The sequence below is a fragment of the Kitasatospora sp. NBC_00240 genome, from assembly GCF_026342405.1.
In the GTDB taxonomy this organism is placed as follows: domain Bacteria; phylum Actinomycetota; class Actinomycetes; order Streptomycetales; family Streptomycetaceae; genus Kitasatospora.
This window is the reverse complement of record NZ_JAPEMU010000001.1, coordinates 4,079,368-4,097,545: the sequence shown is the minus strand read 5'-3', so window position 1 is coordinate 4,097,545 and position 18,178 is coordinate 4,079,368. Positions and strand designations below refer to the sequence as shown.

Below are 18,178 nucleotides of genomic sequence, written 5' to 3'. Positions count from 1 at the left end.
CTTCCGTACGGTTGTGCACAGGCCTGTGGACAGAAGGGACGACGCATGACGGCGAACGTATTCGGCGTGGACATCGGCGGTTCCGGTATCAAGGGCGCCCCGGTGGACCTACGGCGCGGAGTGCTGGCCGAGGAGCGCCACAAGGTGCTGACCCCGCGCCCGGCCTCGCCGGAGGCCGTCGTCGCCGCGGTCTGCGAGGTGGTCCGGCACTTCGGCCACCAGGGCCCGGTCGGGCTGACCTTCCCCGGCGTGGTGGTCGGCGGCCACACCCGGACGGCAGCCAACGTGGACAAGGGCTGGATCGGCCTCGACGCCGAAGGCCTCTTCCGGGAGGCCCTCGACCTGCCCGCCACCCTGCTGAACGACGCGGACGCGGCCGGCCTGGCCGAGACCGCCCACGGCGCGGGCAAGGCCCGTGACGGCGTGGTGCTGGTGCTCACCTTCGGCACCGGCATCGGCAGCGCGCTCTTCGTGGACGGCGTCCTGGTGCCCAACACCGAGCTCGGCCACCTGGAGCTGCGCGGCAAGGACGCCGAGCGCCGGGCCTCCTCGGCCGCCAAGGAGCGGCACGAGCTGACCTGGGAGCAGTGGTCGGTCCGGGTCGACGAGTACCTGGACCTGGTGGAGGGCCTGTTCTCGCCGCAACTGGTCATCATCGGCGGCGGGGTCAGCCGCAAGCACGAGAAGTTCCTGCCGCTGCTGAAGAAGCGCGAGGCGGAGGTCGTCCCGGCGGAGCTGCGCAACGACGCGGGCATCGTGGGCGCGGCGATGGCGGCGGCCAAGGCGAGCTGACCGGGCGGTTGGCCGGCCGGGTGCCGGCGGGGCCCGGGAGCGGCGCCGTCGCGGGCCCCGTCCGGCCCTGGCGGCGCTCCCGGCCCTGGCGGCGGCCCCGGCCCGGGGATCCGCTCCTGGCGCTCGCGGCCCGCCCGGTGGAGCCGCCGGACGGGCCGGGCCGGTCAGCGGCTGCGCTGGATCCGGCGCTGCGCCACGAAGCGGGCCAGCACGATCGCCGCGGCCAGCCCCGTCCCGCCGAACAACCACCCGGCCCGCAGCGCCAGCCCGGTCGCCAGCGCCACCACCTGGGCGGTCACCCCGGAACTGGACACCGGCCCGAGCAGCAGCAGCGCCGCCGCGAACGCGATCGGCCCGGAGATCGGCGCGGCCAGCAGATCGGCCGGGCGCACCCGGACCGCCAGCTGGAAGCAGACCACCAGATAGGCGACCCCGAACAGCACCCCGAGGCCACCGAAGAGCATCCGGTCGACGCCGGCCGCCAGCACGGTGCCGGCCACCGCCAGCACCCCGGTGCCCACTGCCGTCAGCCGGGCCGGCCGGCCGCTGCGCGGCCGCTCGCGGCCGGCCCGGCCGCCCAGCGGCAGCCGAAGTCTCAGCCCGGTGCCGGACGCCGGGCGGGCGCCGTCCCGGCCCGCCGAGGCCGCCCGCAGCCGGGGCCGGTCCGGCCCTTCGGCGGCGGCCCGCTCGGGGGCCCGGCCGGGGCCCGGTACGGCGGCCCCGGCGCCGCCGTTCGGCGGTCGGCGTCGAGGCCCTGGCGGCTGGGTACGGATGCTCTGCTCCACCTGCCCAACGTACGGTCCGATCAACGCCACACTGTGTAATGGGTGATCGGGAGCTTGCTCCGTGTCTCCGTCCGGCGCAGTCGTATGATGGTCCGTCATCGTGCGTACGGGGAGGAACCATGACGGCGGACTTCGGCTTCGAGCGGCTCCACCACGTACAGCTCGACATGCCGGCCGGTGCCGAGGACCGGTGCCGGGCGTTCTGGGTGGGCGTGCTCGGTATGACCGAGCTCGAGAAGCCGCCGGTGCTGGCGGCCCGCGGCGGCTGCTGGTTCCGCGGCGGCGGCGTCGAGGTCCACCTCGGGGTGGTGGCCGACTTCACCCCGTCCGCCAAGGGGCACCCCGGCATCCTGGTGAGCGGCCTGGACGGCCTGGCCGCCCGGCTCGCCGCCCACGGCCACCAGGTCGTCCGGGACGGGAACTTCCCCGGGTACCGGCGCTTCCATTCGACGGACGCGCTCGGCAACCGCCTGGAGTTCCTGGAGCCCGAGCCGGTCGGCTGAGCGCCAGCCCGTAGACTGGGGGATCGGCCCGTACGGTGGCCGCTCCACTCCCTCCGAGCCCACGGGACTGCGCTTCATGTCGCTCACGATCGGAATCGTCGGCCTGCCGAACGTCGGCAAGTCGACCCTGTTCAACGCCCTGACCAAGAACGACGTGCTGGCGGCCAACTACCCGTTCGCCACCATCGAGCCCAACGTCGGCGTCGTCGGCGTCCCGGACACCCGGCTGAACAAGCTCGCCGAGATCTTCGGCTCGCAGCGGATCCTGCCGGCCACCGTCGACTTCGTGGACATCGCGGGCATCGTCCGCGGCGCCTCCGTGGGTGAGGGCCTGGGCAACAAGTTCCTCGCGAACATCCGTGAGTCCGACGCGATCTGCCAGGTCATCCGCGCCTTCGTCGACCCCGACGTGGTGCACGTGGACGGCAAGGTCTCGCCGAAGGACGACATCGAGACCATCAACACCGAGCTGATCCTCGCGGACCTCCAGTCCATCGAGAAGGTGCTGCCCCGCCTCCAGAAGGAGTCGCGCCTGAAGAAGGAGTCGGCCGCAACGCTGGCCGCCGCCGAGGCCGCCCAGAAGATCCTGGAGGAGGGCCGGACCCTCTTCGAGGCCGGCTTCGACTCCTCCTCGGTCCGCGAGCTGCACCTGCTCACCACCAAGCCGTTCCTCTACGTCTTCAACGTCGACGAGGACGAGCTCACCGACGAGGAGTTCAAGGACGCCCAGCGCGCCCTGGTCGCCCCCGCCGAGGCGATCTTCCTCAACGCGAAGATCGAGTCCGAGCTGATCGGCATGGACGAGGACGAGGCGCTGGAGCTGCTCCAGTCGATGGGCCAGGAGGAGACCGGAATGGCCACCCTCGGCCGCGTCGGCTACGAGACCCTCGGCCTGCAGAGCTACCTCACCGCCGGCCCCAAGGAGACCCGGGCCTGGACGATCAAGAAGGGCGCCACCGCCCCCGAGGCCGCCGGTGTGATCCACACCGACTTCCAGAAGGGCTTCATCAAGGCGGAGATCATCTCCTTCGACGACCTCGTCGAGTGCGGCTCGATCGCCGAGGCCCGCAGCAAGGGCAAGGCCCGCATCGAGGGCAAGGAGTACGTCATGCAGGACGGCGACGTGGTGGAGTTCCGCTTCAATGTGTGATCAAGCTGTTACTGCATGTTGTCTGAGTTGACAAGTGTGCAGGTCGGAGAGGGTCGGACTCCATGAGGTCCGGCCCTCTCCTCATTTCCGTGCTGACTTGGTGCTGGCGTGTGGGAGTCTGCATCGCCGTCGATCCACCCGGGAGAATCAATGTTCCAGTGATCGCCCGCCGGACGCGAGCCGGTCGTCATCGTCCCCCTGGAGGACTCACGGTCGTCCGTGACGGCGTTCGACACCTCGGCATGCCGGCGCGGGATTCCGAGCAGGTCATCGGCTTCATGGCCACCCTCCTCCTGAGTACAGGAAGGTGTACGTCTGTGGATGTGGGTCCGGCCGGGGCCCTGCCGCGCGGTGCCCGCCGCCCGGCCTGCCCGTGGCGCGCCTCCCCGCTCAGCCGGCCGTCTCGGTGCGCACCCAGTCGAGGTAGTCGGGGCTGCCGGCGAGGAGCGGGACGGCGATGATCTCCGGGGTGTCGTAGGTGTGGTGGGCGGTGACGAACGCCGCGAGCGGGTCGAAGAGTTCGGCGCGGGTCTTGAAGTCGATCCGCCATTCGGGGTCGGTCCGCAGCGTGCCCTCCCAGCGGTAGACCGAGGCGACGGTGGAGACCTGGGCGCAGGCGGCCAGTCGTTCGCCGACCACGGCGGCGGCCAGTGCGCGGGCCTTGTCCTCGGCGTCGTGAGTGGTGGTGGCCACGATGAACTCGGGGGTCGTCATGAGGGGAGCGTAGGGGTCGGCGTGGCGGGCGGGGGCGCGACAGGGGGCGTGCGGGGAGCTCGCGAGCCTCGGCGGAGTTGGTGTAGAACATGCCAATGTTGCTGCGCCATAACATAATTGATGGATCGTCAGATTTCATCATCTGATGGGGGCAGCGCGGCGGCCGCACGCCGCCGAAGGAGCCTGGCGCGTCGATGATATGACTCCCGGCCGTTCGGATGGAGGGTCCTGACACGACCGGTCGGGCCGGCGTCCGGTTCTTCGCCCGGTTCTTCGCCCCCCCCGACCGTACCCGAGCCTGGATTGAGTACCCGTACTCATGTGCGGTGCCCGCCCGGCCGGGACACTCTGGGCATGACCAGCACTCCGCCCACCGGTCCCGCCGCGCCCGGCCAGGTCCCGGCCTGCCCCGACTGCGGGGCGCCGTTCGAGACCGAGCGGCCCGCCCGCTGCGGCCGGTGCCGGCTCCCGCTGGACGGCCCGGCCGCCGCCGCACTCTGGCAGGTGACGCTGGCGCTGCAGGGCGTCGAGGCGCAGCGACTGGTGCTGCTCCGGCAGCGGGACGACCTGCTGACCGGGCTCCGAGCCCGCCGGGACGAGCCGGAGGGCGCCCGTGGCCCGGTGCCACCGGTGCCCTCGTGGGGGCCGCCCCCGCCCGGGGCGGTGCCCGTGGCCGGGCGGCCCGAGGTGTCCGGGCGGTCCGCGCAGACCGTGCTGCTGGTGCTCGGCGGTCTGCTGGTGACCGTCGCCGCGCTGGTCTTCACCGTGGTCAGCTGGGGCCACCTGGGGATCGGCGGGCGCGCCGCCGTCCTCGCCGTGCTGACCGGCTGCGCGCTCGCGCTGCCCGTGCGGCTGCGGCGCCGGGGCCTGTCCGCCACGGCGGAGACCTCGGCCGCCGTCGGGCTGGCGCTGGTGCTGCTCGACCTCTTCGCCGCGCGCGCCGCCGACCTGGCCGGGCTGGGCGGCACCGACGCGTCCGGCTACTGGGCGGTGGCCACCGCGCTGACCGGCGCGGGCGCGGCCGCGTACGGGTGGGCGCTGCGCCTGCGGATGCCGCTCGCCGCGGGGTTCCTGCTCGGGCGGCTGCCTGGACTGCTCGCCGTCCAGGCCTTCGGGCTGGGCGGGGTCAACGCCGTCGCCACCGCGATGGTGGCGACCGCCGCCGTGGACCACGCGGTGCTGCGGGCGGTGGCCGGGCTCGGCGGGCCGGCCGGAGCCCCGCAGACCCCCGCCGGCGGTCCGGCGGGCGCCGGCCCGGCCCCCGCCGCATCGGGCGGGGCGCCGCAGAAGGCCATCGGCCCGACGGCGCTGCTGCCGGCCGCCGGCCTGTTCGCCGCCCTGTGGGGCGGGCTGGGCGCCTTCCTCGCCGGGCAGGCCTCCCTCTCGGCCGCCCTGCTGCCCGCAGTCACGGGCGCGGCGGCGGACGAACGGCTGGCCACCACCGGCTGGGCCTGGCTGCCGCTCGGCGGGTTCGCCGCGCTCACCGTGGTGCTGACGCTGCGCCGGCCGATGTCCGGTCACCTCGTCCTTCCGCTCGCCGCCCGCAGGTTCGCGGCCTCGCTGGCGGGGACGGCGCTGCTGGTGGCGGCCGGCGGAACGATCGCCGTGCCGCTCGCCCGGGACTGGGCCGCGATCGCGTACGCGCTGCCGGCCGCGCTGCTCGCCGTCGCGACGGGCGCCCTGCTGCGCCGGGGGACGGACCGCGCGCAGGCCGGGCCGGCGGCCGCCGGGACCTCCGGCGCGGCGCTGCCGCTCGGCATGTTCCTCGCGGCGGCGTTCACCCTGGTGGTCAGCTCGACCGCGTCGCTCGGCGGGATCGTGCCCGCCGTGTTCGCGCCGCTCGGCCACGTCCCGGCGGCCTGGGCGGGCGGCCCGTCACCCTCCTGGGAGTGGTCCGTCGCGCCGGCCGCGGTCGCCGGGCTCTGGCTGCTTCTCCTGGTCCTCGCCGCGCTCACCGCGTTGCGCCTCACCGGGGGCGCGCTCGGGGTCGGTTCGGCCGGTCCAGCCGCCGCGGCCGCCACCGCCGGCTCAGGTCTTCCTCGCTCCGCCCCGGCCATCACCCGTCCGGTCGGGCTCCTCGGCGCGGCCACCGCGCTGGTGGGCGTGCCCGCCCTGGCCCTGCTGCCGGTGACACTCGGAGCCGGGTACGGCGCCGCCGTCGCGGTGGCGGCCGGTCTCGCCGTGCTGGCGGCGGGGTACGCGGTGCTGCGCCCGGCCGCTCCGGCCGGCCGGACGGCCCTGGCCACGGCCGCCGTGCTCGCGCTGCTGTGGGCGCCGGCCGACCGCGCGGCGACCATCGCCGTCCTCGCCGTCCTGGTGGTGCTCTCGACCGCGTTGACCGTCCGGGCGTCCGCGTCCGTGACTTCGGCCGCGTCCTCGTCCGCCGGCGCCGTCCCCGCACCCCGGGCCGCCGTCCCGGCCGCCTGCGCCGTCCTGGCGGCGGGTGCCGAGGCCGCGGCCGTCGCCGCCACGGCGGGGCTGGACCTGCCCGCCGTGATGCTGGCCGTGCTCGGGGTGGCGATCGCCTCCGCCGCCGTCGCGGCCCGGACGGCCGGCGTCGTGTCCCGCGCCGTGGAGGGCGCCGGCTACCTGCTCGGTGCCGTCGCGCTGCTGCTGACGGTCGGTGAGCCGGGCCGCCTGTCCTTCGCGCTGGCGGTGGCCGGCACCGCGTTGCTCGGCGTCGCCCTGCGGCCGGATCGGCGCCGGGCGGCCTCGGTCGCCGCGACCGGGCTGCTGATCGGCTCCTCCTGGATCCGGCTGGCCCTCTCGGGGGTGGGCACGCCGGAGGCGTACACCCTCACCGTGGCCGTGGCGGCCCTGGTGATCGGGGTGCTGCACCGACGGCGGTTCCCCGAGGCCGGGTCCTGGACGGCCTACGGTCCCGGCCTCGGCCTCGGGCTGCTGCCCAGCCTGCTGGCGGTGTGGGCGGACGGGGGCTGGCTGCGGCCGCTGCTGCTGGGTGCGGCGGCACTGGTGGTGACCGTCCTGGGCGGGCGGCTGCGGCTGCGCTGCCCGCTGCTGCTGGGCGGGGGGACGCTGCTTCTGGTCGCCGTGCACGAGCTGGCGCCGGCCGTGGTCCAGGTGTTCGGCCTGCTGCCGCGCTGGGTGCCGCTGGCCCTCGCGGGCCTGCTGCTGCTGGTGCTGGGGGCGACGTACGAGCAGCGGCTGCGGGACGCCCGCCGCCTGCGGGCTTCGCTGGGCCGGTTGCAGTGAACCCGCGGCCGGGTCGCGATCCGGCCGGTCCGGTCGGATCGGGTCAGCCGACCCGGACGGTCAGCCTGCCGTCGGCGTCGGCGGTCACCTCGACCTGCTCCAGCGAGTCCGCCTGGACGGTCGGGTGGTGGGCGGCGGCCCGGGGGCCGATGCCTACCACCTGCATGCCGGCGGCGAGGGCGGCGGCGATGCCGGCCTCGGAGTCCTCGAAGGCCAGGCAGTCCGCGGGGGCGAAGCCGAGGGCGGCGGCGCCCTTGAGGAAGCCCTCGGGGTCGGGCTTGCTGGCGCCGACGGACTCGGCGGTGACCAGGACGGGCGGCAGCGGCAGCGCGGCCGCGCCCATCCGGACCCGCGCCAGGCCGTCGTCGGCGGAGGTCACCAACGCGTGCGGGAGGCCGGCCAGCGAGGCGAGGAAGGCGGGGGCGCCGGGGACGGGCACGACGCCGTCGGTGTCGGCGGTCTCCTCGGCCAGCATCAGCCGGTTCTCCTCGATGTTCTGCTCCATCGGGCGGTCGGGCAGCAGGATCGCCATCGAGAGGTGGCCCTGGCGGCCGTGCACGACGCGCATCGCGGCGTCGCCGTCCAGGCCCTGCCGGGCGGCCCAGCGGCGCCAGCAGCGTTCGACGACGGCGTCGGAGTTGACCAGGGTCCCGTCCATGTCCAGCAGGAGGGCTCGGGCGGACAGCTCGGTGATGACGGGCACGGCGGGGCTCCTCGTACGGCTGATGTTTGTATCGTAATGATACAAACAATTCAGCCGATCAGATGCGCGTTCACCGCCCGGGCCGCCGCCGCCAGCTCCGGCAGCTCCACGACCTCGATCCCGGCCGCCTCCAGCAGGGCCGTGCCCTGGCAGCCGGTGACGAACAGGTCCGGCTCGCGCCAGGCCACCACCACCCGGGCGACGCCCGCCGCGATCAGCAGCTGCGAGCAGGTCAGCGGCCGGGAGGCACGCTGCCCGCAGGGTTCGAGCGAGCTGTAGACCGTCGCGCCGAGCAGCCGCGGGTCCCCGGCGGGGAGCTTGGCGAGGGCGGACTCCTCGGCGTGCACGAGCGGGTCGCCCTCCCGGCTCCACCCCTCGCTGACGGTCGCACCGTCCGCGCCGACCACCACCGCGCCCACCGAGAACGCCGTTCCGGACGGCGGGCACCGCTTCGACAGCTCGACGGCCCGGCCGAGCAGGGCGAGATCGACGGCTCGCTGGTCAGCGGTCACGGTGCGGGCTCCTTCGGGGCGTACCTGAGCAGGACGACATCACCCACCGTACGTGCCTCCAGCAGTCGCATCCGCCGGGTCGGCCCGCCCGGGAACGCCGCCGGGTGCACGAACCGCGGCGCCGCGGCCTGGCCGACCAGCAGCGGGGCGATCACCAGCTGCAGCTCGTCGGCGAGACCCTGGGCGAGGAACTGGGTGTGCACGCCGCCGCCGCCCTCCACCATCAGCCGCCGCACCCCCCGCGCGCCCAGATCGTCCAGCACCGCGCCCAGCCCGACCTCGGCGCCCAGCGCGACCACCTCCGCCAGGCCGTCCAGAGTCGGGCGCAGCCGCCCGGCCCCGGCCTGCGTCGTGTACGCGACCTTGTCGCCGCCGGTGTGCCAGAACCGCAGACCGGCGTCCAGGGCGCCGCTCGCACTCAGCGTCACCTTCAGCGGGTGCGCGGGCCGCCCCGCCGCGACCCTGGCGGCCCGCCGGGCCGGGTCGTTGACGAGCAGCCGGGGGTTGTCGGCGCGCAGGGTGTTGCCGCCGACCAGGATCGCGTCACTGTCGGCCCGCTGCGCGTCGACCCGGTCGAAGTCGGCCGCGTTGGAGAGCAGCAGCCGTTCGGGCGAGGCGTCGTCGAGGTGCCCGTCCAGCGACATCGCGGCGCTCAGCAGGACGTACGGGCGGGGTGGGGCCATGGGTGCGGGATCCCTTCATCTGCGGTGCACCGCCAACGGTACGGCCGCCCCCGGGCGGTCACCCACCGCCGGTCCGCCCGGCCCCGGCCGCCGCGGTGGCCGCCGCGACCTGACCGCCCACCGGTACCCGGGGCCCGCGCGGGCACCGGACAGCGGTAGGTCCCCACCGGGCGCCACCGGCGGAAGGACGGTGTTCGCCCGCCGGTCCGATGTTGTAGGGGCGGCGTTCGCCCGGGGACCTCAGCCTGGTCCGGACCTCGCACCGCCCCGCCGTAGAAGGGCCCCACCAGTGTCGTACCCGCGCCGTCCGCTCGGTCTCGCCGCCGCGCTCACCCTGGCCGCCGCACTGCCCGCCGTCGCCGTCCCCGCCGCCCCCGCCCTGGCGGCGTCCTACGGAACCCCCACCATCTCGCTGTCGGCCGGCTACCTCTCCGGCGCGGTGGGTGCGACCGGTGACCCGACCGTCACCGTCACGATCGCGCAGAGCGGCGCGGACGTCTCCGCGCTGACGGTCGCCGCCTCGGCCAGCACCAGGACCTCGGTCGCCAGGACCACGGACGTCACCGTCGCCGGCGCCACCGGCAGCCGCACCCTCAACGTCGCGGCCCGGGGCGTCGGTTACACCGACCTGACGATCAAGGTCACCGGCCTCGGCGGCAAGACCGCCACCAAGACGCTGCACTACGCGGCCTCGGCGGCCGTCCAGCACTCCGCCGACGCCCGCTACCTGACCGGCTCCAGCGACGCCTCGGCGGCCGTGGACGCGGGCAACGGCTACATCGTGGTGGCGGACGACGAGTCCAACGTGCTGCGCCTGTACGACCGCAACGCCTCCGGCGCCCCGGTCAGGACCTGGGACTTCACCTCCGCGCTCGGTGTCTCCAAGGAGATCGACATCGAGGGCGCCACCCGGGTCGGCAACACCATCTACTGGACGGGCTCGCTGGGCAACAACAAGGACGGCGAGATCAAGGCCGACCGCCGCACCGTCTTCACCACCGACGTCACCGGCTCCGGCGCCACCACCCAGCTCACCCTGGGCGGCAAGTACACCGGCCTGCGCGACGATCTGATCAACTGGGACAAGGCCAACGGCAACCACTACGGCTTCGCGGCCGGTGCCGCCGCCGGCGAGATCCCCAAGCAGATCGACGGCTTCAACGTCGAGGGCCTGGAGTTCGCCCCGGGCAGCTCCACCACCGCGTTCGTCGGGTTCCGCGCCCCGCTGACGCCGGCCGTCACCAACGGCAAGGCGCTGCTGGTGCCGGTCACCAACTTCAACCAGCTGCCCGGCGGTTCGGTGCACGCGACCTTCGGTACGCCGATCGAGCTGAACCTGGGCGGCCTGTCCGTCCGGGACATCCGCCGCAACGCGGCCGGCCAGTACCTGATCGTGGCCGGCTCCTGGGCCGCGGACGACAACACCGACCCGTACGCGCTCTACCGCTGGGACGGCCTGGCCACCACCGCCCCGGTCAAGCTGCTCGACCTGCCGACGACGGACGCCGGCGGCTGGGAGGCCGTGGTGGACGTCCCCGACCTGACCGTGTCCGGCGCCCGGGTGCAGCTCATCACGGACGACGGCTCCGCCGACCTGTACAACGACGGCACCGAGGCCAAGGACCTGACCCACCCCGAGTGGAAGAAGTCCCGCTCGACCTGGTTCACCGTCGCCCCGTAGTCGTCGGGCCCGCGTTCACCGGGGCCCGCGGCCGCCGAAGTGCCGCAGCCCCCGCCGGAGTGGGTCCGGCGGGGGCTGCGGCCTGCCCCGCGCCGTCCGGCGGGCCGGTCAGACCGCCGGACGCGGGGGCAGCGGCAGTGGCAGGGCGGGCATGCCGTCGATGCTGGTGCCGACGTAGTCCTTGCCCTCGCAGTAGACGGCGAACTCGGGGTCGGTCTTGCGGTCGAAGAAGTCCGCGTGCAGGCTGCGGTCCTCGCGGTACTCCATCAGCGGGACGGCGAAGCCGCAGGAGTCGCTCACCCGCTCGGCGTGCACCAGCACGATCGCCCGCAGGGCGCTGCCGTCGGCCTCCGGGTCGAAGCGGCCGACCAGTCCGGCGAACCGCGGGTCGTCGCGGAAGACGGCCTCGCCGCGCCCGTGCACCCGCACCACGGTGGGCGGCCCGGTGAAGGCGCACCACATCAGGGTGATCCGCCCGTTCTCCCGCAGATGGGCGATGGTCTCCGCGGTACTGCCGCCGAAGTCCAGGTAGGCCAGAGTGAGTTCGTCGATGACGACCAGGGTGCCGGAGCGCCCCTTGGGGGAGACGTTGACATGGCCGTCGTCCGCCAGCGGGGCGGTCGCGGCGAAGAAGACCGGCTGGCTCTCGATGAAAGCGCGCAGCCGTCCGTCGATCCGTTCGTAGGTCTTTCCCATGCCCCGATTCTCCGGCAGGAGGGCCGCCCGGGGGCAGTGCATCTTCCGATCGTCTCTTATGTTGAGATCAATATTCTCATTGGGCGAGACGCGGAGTAGCGTCGGAACGGCCGGAGAACGGTCCGGCCCGATCCGAGGGGGCGTCATGACCGAGCATCAGAACACCTACACCCACGGCCATCAGGAGTCCGTGCTGCGTTCGCACCGGTCCCGGTCGGCCGCCAACTCGGCGGCCTATCTGCTGCCGTCGCTGCGCCCGGGCCAGGCCCTGCTGGACGTCGGCTGCGGGCCCGGCACGATCACCGCCGACCTCGCCGAACTGGTCGGCCCCGGCGGGCGGGTGGTCGCGGTGGACAGTTCGGCCGAGGTGCTGGAGCAGGCCGCGGCGTTCGTCGCGGCGCGCGGGCTGGACAACGTGGTGTTCGAGGTCGCCGACGTCCACCGACTGCGCTTCGAGGACGGCGAGTTCGACGTGGTGCACGCCCACCAGGTGCTGCAGCACGTGGCCGACCCGGTCGCCGCGCTGCGCGAGATGCGCCGGGTCACGGTGCCCGGCGGCACGGTGGCGGCCAGGGACGCCGACTACGCGGCGATGACCTGGTACCCCCGGCCGGCCGGGATGGACGACTGGGCCGACCTGTACCAGCGCGTCTCGCGGGCCAACGGCGGCGAGCCCGACGCCGGGCGCCGCCTGCTGTCCTGGGCCAGGGCGGCGGGCTTCACCGAGATCGAGGCGGGTTCCTCCACCTGGACGTACGCGACGCCCGACCAGCGGGAGTGGTGGGGCGGCATGTGGGCGGACCGCATCCTGAAGTCGGCGATCGCCGGGACGGCCCTGGCCGAGGGCTTCGCCGGGCAGGCCGATCTGGAGCGGATCTCGGCGGCCTGGCGCAGCTGGGCTGCGGCCGAGGACGGCTGGTTCGCGGTGCTGCACGGGGAGGTGCTGGCCCGGGCGTGAGGCGCCCCGGCCGGGCGTGACGGGCCCGTGAAGGATCGGTGAGCTGGTCCGATAGAGTCGCGCGTCGGTCAGTCGTCGAACTGGTGCCCGCCAGTGGCGGGCCGGGGGAGCTCAAGGTGTCGCCGAACATGTCGAAGGCCGAGCCGGGCTCCCCGGAGGACGGCCCCGCCGACCCTGCCGCCCCCGCGCCCACGGCCGCGGTACCGCAGGACGAGGCACCGCAGGTCGAGTCGTCGCCGGTGAGGCCGGCTCCGATCGGGACACCGCAGGACGAGGCGCCGCCCGCCGCCGGCATCCCGGCCCCCGCCGGTCCGCCGCCCGGGGCACTCCGGCCGGACGAGCAGTTCCCGCCCGCCGCCCCCGAACCCTTCGACCCGTGGGCACCGCCCGGCGCCGCGGAGGCCGCCGCCCTGCTCGCCGCCGGCCAGGCCGGCCCGGCCGTCCCGCCGCCCGCCGGCTGGGGCGCGCCGCCGGCCGGTCGGACTGCGCCGCCGGCCGGCTGGGCCCCGCCGGCCACCGGCTGGGGTGCGGTCACGCCGGGCGCCGTTTCCGGGTACCAGGGGATGTACGCGTACCCGCCGCGGCCCACCAACGGATTGGCGATCGGTTCGCTGGTCACCGCGCTGACCTGCATGTCTCCGGTCGCCCTGGTGCTCGGGGTGATCGCCTTGGTGCAGATCCACAAGCGGCAGGAGCGCGGTCGCGGCATGGCGGTGGCCGGGGTGGTGCTGGCCGTTCTCGGCCTGCTGCTCGGTGCGTTGGCCGTCCTCGGCGTGGCGTCCGAGGACGCGGACGGCGCTCTGCCGATCCGCCCGGCCGGTCCGCCCGGCTCGGTCACCTGGGACAAGGTCGCCAAGGGCGACTGCTACAACCCGGCGCCGGGCAGCGGTGACGCGGGCCGGCAGGTGTCCTGGGTGACCAAGGTGCCGTGCTCGCTCCCGCACCACTCCGAGGCGGCCGGCACCGCACCGATCGCCGCGGCCGAGGGCGGCGGCTACCCGGGCGAGGACAAGATCCTCAAGACGGCCGACACGCTCTGCAAGCCGGTCTTCGACAGCTACGTCCTGGACGACTGGGCCGTCCCGGACGGCGTCGGTCTGAGCTACATGTACCCGACCCGGGGGAGCTGGCGGGCCTCCGGCGGCTCGTTGATCTGCGTCCTCGAGGACGTCGACGTGCCGCACAAGGGCTCCCTGCGGACCGACCGCACCACCCTGACGGCCGCCCAACTCGCCTACCTGGAGGCGGTGAAGCCGCTCAACGCCGCGGCCGAGGACATCCCGGAGGACGAGGTCGCGGACGCTCCGGCGGACTACCGGGCGTGGGCGGCGACGATGGCCACGGCGACCCGGCAGGAGGGCGAGAAGCTGGCCGTGATCGCCTGGCCGGAGGGGGCCAAGGCTCCGGGCGAGGCGATGGTGGCCAGCAAGCCGGCGGCCGTGGAGGCCTGGCACGCGGTGACGACCGCGCGGGACGGCGCGGACCTGACCCGGGCGCTGCAGCGGGCGAAGGCGCTGCTGCGGGACTCCGTCGGCGAGGCGAAGGCCGTCCGCGCGGCCCTGGGCCTGTCCACCGGGGAACACCCCGGCGACCTCCAGGTCTGACCGGCCGCACCGGCCGCACCGCCCGCACCACAGGGCCCGCGGCGGACGGACGAGCCCTGGCAGGTCCGTCCGGCCCCCGCCCGTCGCGGCCTTACGCACTGTTAACCCGTCCCGTACTTGCCGGTAGCGGACGGCCTCTAGCGTCGAGGGCAGGGCCGGCCCGGCTCGACCCCCACGCGGGCCGGGCCCGCTACCCTCGCCCGCATGGGGACGTACCGGGTGATGCGGCAGGACGACAACGGCAATCGATACCTGGTCGCGGGCGGCCTGGGCCGGGCGGAGGCCGAGCGGCTCGCCGCCGAGTTCGAGGCCCGCGGCCACAAGCAGCTGTACTGGGTGGAGTCCGAGGGCGCATAGGGTCGGGGCCATGGAGATCCGGATCGTCGTCGGCGGCGCACTCGTCCACCGGGGCCGGGTGCTGGCGGCCCGGCGCAGCGCGCCGCCCGAGGTCGCCGGGCGCTGGGAGTTCCCGGGTGGGAAGGCCGAGCCCGGCGAGTCCGAGGAGCAGGCGCTGGAGCGCGAGCTGCTGGAGGAACTGGGCGTCAGGGCCAAGGCGTTGGAAGCGCTGCCGGGCAGCTGGACGGTGCGGGCCGGCCTGGAGCTGCGGTTCTGGGCGGCCGAGTTGGTGTCCGGCGAGCCGCAGCCCCTGGAGGACCACTCCGAACTGCGCTGGCTGGGCCCGGGCGAACTGGGCGACGTCGAGTGGCTGGAGCACGACCGTGAGGTCCTGCCGCACGTGGCCCGCCTCCTGGCCCGCGACTGATCCGTGCGGGCCGCCTCCGGCCCGCCCACGGCCCGTGGCGGCCCCTCGCGGGCCGCGCCGTCCCGTCCGGTCGCGCCGCGCCCCGACCAGGCCCGACCGCGCCCGACCGCCCCGCCCCGCCGGCCGGGGCCCGCGGCACGGCCCCGTCACGGCACCACCCACGGCGGCCCGGGTAGGCCAATCGGAAACCACCGGCCACCCGCCGGGATAGCCGTGGTTTCCGCTGGGTATGTCACTGTTCGGCAGCATTCGTCACCATCGGTGAGCCGGCCGTTCCGGCGGATCCGGTCGTGACCTGGGATCGGCCACGACATTCCGCGCCCGGCACCCCGCCGGGGCGCGCAGTCCGAGAGGCGGAGGCCCCGTCGGTGTCGAGTACGGGTAATGGCGAGGGAGAACGACGAGCCCAGGGCCTTCCCCGACGGGGGCCGCGGCGCGTGGCCCCCACCGGCCTGGGTCCACTGCGCCGCGCGCAGGCGGGTGGCGCGGCGGCGAGGGCCCGGCTGCGCTCCGGCACCCGGGCGGCGGGCCCGGCCGCCCGCCGCCGCGAGGCCGAGGCCGGCCCCCGCGTCACGCTGCCGCTGGTCCATCCGGGGCCCCCGACGGTGGGCACCCGGGGCGGCCCGGGGCTGGCGTTCCCCGACACCGGGCCGCCGGAGGACGGGCCGCCGACGCGGACCGGGGGCAGCCTCTTCGACGTGGTGAAGGTGGCCATCGCGATCCTGGACACCTCCGCCCGGGTGGTGCTGTGGAGCCCGGCCGCGGAGGAACTGCTCGGCTGGCCGAGCGAGCTGCTGGTGGGCCGCCGGATCGACGACCTGCTGGGCGACGAGGAGCAGGTCGTCCGGACCAGGGCGGCGATCCAGGCGACCCTGCGCAGCGGCGGCTGGCACGGGCTGACCGAGATCCGCCACCGGGACGGCCCGGCGGTCGCCGTCGAGGCCCGGATCTCGCTGCTGGTGGACGGTGACGGCACCCCGTTCCTCCAGGTGGCGTTGGCCGAGGCGCGGGCCCTGCAGGCCGTCGAGCGGGACCTCGCGGTGCGCGACGCCCTGTTCGAGCAGTCACCGCTGGGCATCGCGGTGCTCGACACCGACCTGCGCTACACCGCGGTCAACCAGACGCTGGCCGACATGAACGGCGTCCCGATCGAGGAGCACACCGGCCGGACCACCGGCGAGACCCTGCCCGAGCGGGCCGCGGACGAGATCACCGCCATCCAGCGGCAGGTGCTGGCCACCGGTGAGCCGGTGATCGACGTCACCCTGGCCTCGCCGGTGACGGCCCGCGCCGGGTTCCGCTCGATCTCCTACAGCCGGATGACCGACCGGGCGGGCCGGGTGCTCGGCATCTCCGGCACCGTGATGGACGTGACCGAGCGCTACCGGGCGGTGGCCAAGGTCGAGCACGCCCGCCGCCGGTTGTCACTGCTGAACGAGTTCGGCTCCCGGGTCGGCGACCTGCTGGACGCCTCCCGGATCGCCCAGGAGCTGGCGAGCGCGGTGGTGCCCCGGCTGACCGACCACGCGGCGGTGATCCTGCTGCAGGCCGTCGCGCACGGGGACGACCTGCCCCGGCACGGCCACGACCGCCGCACCTCGCTGCTCCAGCTCGGCACGGCCTCGGTCCAGGACGGCCCCGAGGTGGAGGTGATGCTCCGCCGGGGGGCCAGGATCACCTTCGCGGAGGACTCGGCCTGCGGCCGGGTGCTGCGCACCGGCGTGCCCGAGCTGCTGTCCGGCGCGGACGAGCTGGCCGACGTCACCTATCCGGCCGACCCGAAGATGCAGGCCGCCCAGGACCTCGGGGTGCACTCGATGCTGGTGGTGCCGCTGCGGGCCCGCGGCATCGTGATCGGCCTGCTGCTGGTCAGCCGGGCCGGCTACCGCGAGGGCTTCGACCGCGACGACCTCGCCTTCACCGTGGAGCTGGCCGACCGGGCCGGCAGTTCCCTGGACAACGCCCGGCTGTACGCCCGGGAGCGCACCGCGGCGCTCACCCTGCAGCGCACCCTGCTGCCGCAGCAGGTCCCGCAGCCGACCGGGGTGGAGGTCGCCTACCGGTACGTGCCGGGCAGCAGCGGCACCGAGGTCGGCGGTGACTGGTTCGACGTCATCCCGCTGCCCGGCGACCGCACCGCGCTGGTGGTCGGCGACGTGATGGGCCACGGTCTGCGGGCCGCCGCCACGATGGGCCGGCTGCGGACGGCGGTGCGCACCCTGGCGGGCCTGGACCTGCCGCCGGACGTCCTGCTGCGGCACGTCCACGAGCTGACCGACGACCTCGCCCAGAGCCCGGACGAGGCGCTGCTGGCGACCTGCATCTACGCCGTCTTCGACCCGGCGACGGCCCGGCTGGTGGTCGCCAAGGCCGGGCACATCCCGCCGGTGCTGATCGTCCCGAGGGAGGCCGCCGAGGAGCCGACCCGCACGGGCGGCCCGCTGCCCGGCGGTGTCGGCCGGGTGCTGGAGCTGCCGTCCGGGGCGCCGCTCGGGGTCGGTGGGGTGCCCTTCGAATCGGTCGAGCTGAAGATCCCCGAGGGCAGCCTGCTGGCGCTCTGCACCGACGGTCTGGTGGAGTCCCGCGACAAGGACCTCGACGTGGGCCTCGGCCGGCTGCTGACCGTCCTGGAGGAGCCGTACGCCTCGATCCAGCAGGCCTGCGAGGCGGTGCTGGGCACCATGGAGCAGGGCCGGGAGCCGGACGACGTCGCGCTGCTGCTGGCCCGGCTCGGCCACGGGCAGGCCGGTACCCCGACGGCGGGCTGGACGCTGCCGGCCGAGCCGACCGCGGTCGCCCGGGCCCGCCGGCTGGTCCGCGCCACCCTGGCGGAATGGGGCGTGGAGGAGCTCACCGACACGGCCGAGTTGTTGGTCAGCGAACTGGTCACCAATTCCGTCCGCTACGCGAGCGCGCCGATCGGCGTCCGCCTGACGCTGGGAAACACCCTGCTGGTCGAGATCTCCGACCCGCTGCCCGACCCGCCCCGGGAGCGGCACGCCGCCGAGGCCGACGAGGGCGGCCGGGGGCTGGAGCTCGTCCGCCGGCTGGCCCTGCGCTGGGGGGCGCGGGCCGAAGGAATCGGCAAGGTCGTCTGGTTCGAACAGGCGCTCCCGGGTATGGAGCCGGACGAGAGGTGACGCGAGTAGATCGGGACATGACATGGCGTACGGCGGTCCGAGGGGGCGCGCACGACAGCAGGGGGCGTGGGCGTGGCATTGTGGTTGCGCGGGCGGCCGGACAAAAACCTTCGCCCGATCTGATGTTGTGATGTTGAGGGCGTGTGCGCTCACCCCTCGATGATGAATACTCGGTCTTCTCGACATCCGGACGGTCGCGGGTTGGAGGGGTCGGTCCGTTGAACAGCACCCCGGCGCGGAGCGCGCCGAGCAGCAGCGGTCATGTCGCCGTGCCCGGACAG

16 protein-coding genes are annotated in these 18,178 nt (G+C 74.9%); 10 read left to right on the top strand and 6 right to left on the bottom strand.

Annotated elements, in window-relative coordinates; translation table 11 throughout:
* Positions 1-45 precede the first annotated feature (45 nt).
* Complete coding sequence (gene ppgK / locus OG689_RS17220; protein ID WP_266321378.1) at positions 46-792, top strand: polyphosphate--glucose phosphotransferase; 747 nt, start codon at positions 46-48, stop codon at positions 790-792.
* A 164-nt stretch (positions 793-956) separates the two neighbouring features.
* Here the strand turns inward: ppgK and OG689_RS17215 are convergent, their stop codons facing one another.
* Complete coding sequence (locus OG689_RS17215) at positions 957-1,577, bottom strand: DUF6542 domain-containing protein (protein WP_266321377.1); 621 nt, start codon at positions 1,575-1,577, stop codon at positions 957-959.
* 119 nt (positions 1,578-1,696) lie between these two features.
* On the opposite strand from OG689_RS17215, the gene OG689_RS17210 reads away from it, so the two are divergent.
* Together OG689_RS17210 and ychF are read left to right on the top strand one after the other, a co-directional pair.
* Positions 1,697-2,080: a glyoxalase gene (locus OG689_RS17210; protein WP_266321376.1), complete on the top strand. Its 384-nt coding sequence runs from the start codon at positions 1,697-1,699 to the stop codon at positions 2,078-2,080.
* A gap of 76 nt (positions 2,081-2,156) precedes the next feature.
* Positions 2,157-3,230, top strand: coding sequence for a redox-regulated ATPase YchF (gene ychF / locus OG689_RS17205; RefSeq protein WP_266321375.1), 1,074 nt, complete (start codon positions 2,157-2,159; stop codon positions 3,228-3,230).
* 390 nt (positions 3,231-3,620) lie between these two features.
* On the opposite strand, the gene cutA is transcribed toward ychF, so the two are convergent.
* Positions 3,621-3,944, bottom strand: a complete 324-nt coding sequence (gene cutA, locus OG689_RS17200; RefSeq protein WP_266321374.1) for a divalent-cation tolerance protein CutA — start codon at positions 3,942-3,944, stop codon at positions 3,621-3,623.
* A gap of 354 nt (positions 3,945-4,298) precedes the next feature.
* Here cutA and OG689_RS17195 point away from each other — a divergent pair, with 354 nt between their 5' ends.
* Positions 4,299-7,157 carry an SCO7613 C-terminal domain-containing membrane protein gene (locus OG689_RS17195; RefSeq protein WP_266321372.1) on the top strand — a complete coding sequence of 953 codons (2,859 nt, stop codon included), beginning with the start codon at positions 4,299-4,301 and terminating at the stop codon, positions 7,155-7,157.
* A gap of 43 nt (positions 7,158-7,200) precedes the next feature.
* Here OG689_RS17195 and OG689_RS17190 read toward each other — a convergent pair whose 3' ends face one another.
* The 3 genes from OG689_RS17190 to OG689_RS44810 are packed head-to-tail and all read right to left on the bottom strand — an operon-like array spanning position 7,201 to position 9,055.
* Positions 7,201-7,860 carry an HAD-IA family hydrolase gene (locus OG689_RS17190; RefSeq protein WP_266321370.1) on the bottom strand — a complete coding sequence of 220 codons (660 nt, stop codon included), beginning with the start codon at positions 7,858-7,860 and terminating at the stop codon, positions 7,201-7,203.
* A gap of 50 nt (positions 7,861-7,910) precedes the next feature.
* Positions 7,911-8,372, bottom strand: coding sequence for a dCMP deaminase (locus tag OG689_RS44815; RefSeq protein ID WP_323189305.1), 462 nt, complete (start codon positions 8,370-8,372; stop codon positions 7,911-7,913).
* Positions 8,369-9,055: a RibD family protein gene (locus OG689_RS44810; RefSeq protein WP_323189304.1), complete on the bottom strand. Its 687-nt coding sequence runs from the start codon at positions 9,053-9,055 to the stop codon at positions 8,369-8,371. Before OG689_RS44810 ends, OG689_RS44815 begins: the two co-directional genes overlap by 4 nt.
* 334 nt (positions 9,056-9,389) lie before the next feature.
* Here OG689_RS44810 and OG689_RS17180 point away from each other — a divergent pair, with 334 nt between their 5' ends.
* A complete protein-coding gene (locus OG689_RS17180; RefSeq protein WP_266327220.1) occupies positions 9,390-10,736 on the top strand; it encodes a DUF3616 domain-containing protein in 1,347 nt (448 codons plus the stop codon).
* Positions 10,737-10,844: 108 nt separating this feature from the next.
* On the opposite strand, the gene OG689_RS17175 is transcribed toward OG689_RS17180, so the two are convergent.
* Positions 10,845-11,432, bottom strand: a complete 588-nt coding sequence (locus OG689_RS17175; protein WP_266321368.1) for a pyridoxamine 5'-phosphate oxidase family protein — start codon at positions 11,430-11,432, stop codon at positions 10,845-10,847.
* A gap of 145 nt (positions 11,433-11,577) precedes the next feature.
* Here OG689_RS17175 and OG689_RS17170 point away from each other — a divergent pair, with 145 nt between their 5' ends.
* The 5 genes from OG689_RS17170 to OG689_RS17150 all read left to right on the top strand — a co-directional run bounded on the left by OG689_RS17170 (position 11,578) and on the right by OG689_RS17150 (position 17,897).
* Positions 11,578-12,390, top strand: coding sequence for a methyltransferase domain-containing protein (locus OG689_RS17170; RefSeq protein ID WP_266321366.1), 813 nt, complete (start codon positions 11,578-11,580; stop codon positions 12,388-12,390).
* Positions 12,391-12,518: 128 nt separating this feature from the next.
* A complete protein-coding gene (locus tag OG689_RS17165; protein ID WP_266321365.1) occupies positions 12,519-13,994 on the top strand; it encodes a DUF4190 domain-containing protein in 1,476 nt (491 codons plus the stop codon).
* Positions 13,995-14,198: 204 nt separating this feature from the next.
* Positions 14,199-14,351, top strand: a complete 153-nt coding sequence (locus OG689_RS17160; RefSeq protein WP_266321364.1) for an SPOR domain-containing protein — start codon at positions 14,199-14,201, stop codon at positions 14,349-14,351.
* Between the two features lie 10 nt (positions 14,352-14,361).
* Positions 14,362-14,757: an NUDIX domain-containing protein gene (locus OG689_RS17155; protein ID WP_266321363.1), complete on the top strand. Its 396-nt coding sequence runs from the start codon at positions 14,362-14,364 to the stop codon at positions 14,755-14,757.
* A gap of 437 nt (positions 14,758-15,194) precedes the next feature.
* Positions 15,195-17,897, top strand: coding sequence for a SpoIIE family protein phosphatase (locus OG689_RS17150; RefSeq protein WP_266321362.1), 2,703 nt, complete (start codon positions 15,195-15,197; stop codon positions 17,895-17,897).
* Positions 17,898-18,178 lie beyond the last annotated feature (281 nt).

Coding starts and splice junctions, on each gene's coding strand:
- ppgK (WP_266321378.1), top strand. CDS start 46: ATGACGGCGAACGTATTCGGCGTGGACATCGGCGGTTCCGGTATCAAG.
- OG689_RS17210 (WP_266321376.1), top strand. CDS start 1,697: ATGACGGCGGACTTCGGCTTCGAGCGGCTCCACCACGTACAGCTCGAC.
- ychF (WP_266321375.1), top strand. CDS start 2,157: ATGTCGCTCACGATCGGAATCGTCGGCCTGCCGAACGTCGGCAAGTCG.
- cutA (WP_266321374.1), bottom strand. CDS start 3,944: ATGACGACCCCCGAGTTCATCGTGGCCACCACCACTCACGACGCCGAG.
- OG689_RS17195 (WP_266321372.1), top strand. CDS start 4,299: ATGACCAGCACTCCGCCCACCGGTCCCGCCGCGCCCGGCCAGGTCCCG.
- OG689_RS44810 (WP_323189304.1), bottom strand. CDS start 9,055: ATGGCCCCACCCCGCCCGTACGTCCTGCTGAGCGCCGCGATGTCGCTG.
- OG689_RS17175 (WP_266321368.1), bottom strand. CDS start 11,432: ATGGGAAAGACCTACGAACGGATCGACGGACGGCTGCGCGCTTTCATC.
- OG689_RS17170 (WP_266321366.1), top strand. CDS start 11,578: ATGACCGAGCATCAGAACACCTACACCCACGGCCATCAGGAGTCCGTG.
- OG689_RS17165 (WP_266321365.1), top strand. CDS start 12,519: ATGTCGAAGGCCGAGCCGGGCTCCCCGGAGGACGGCCCCGCCGACCCT.
- OG689_RS17160 (WP_266321364.1), top strand. CDS start 14,199: ATGGGGACGTACCGGGTGATGCGGCAGGACGACAACGGCAATCGATAC.
- OG689_RS17155 (WP_266321363.1), top strand. CDS start 14,362: ATGGAGATCCGGATCGTCGTCGGCGGCGCACTCGTCCACCGGGGCCGG.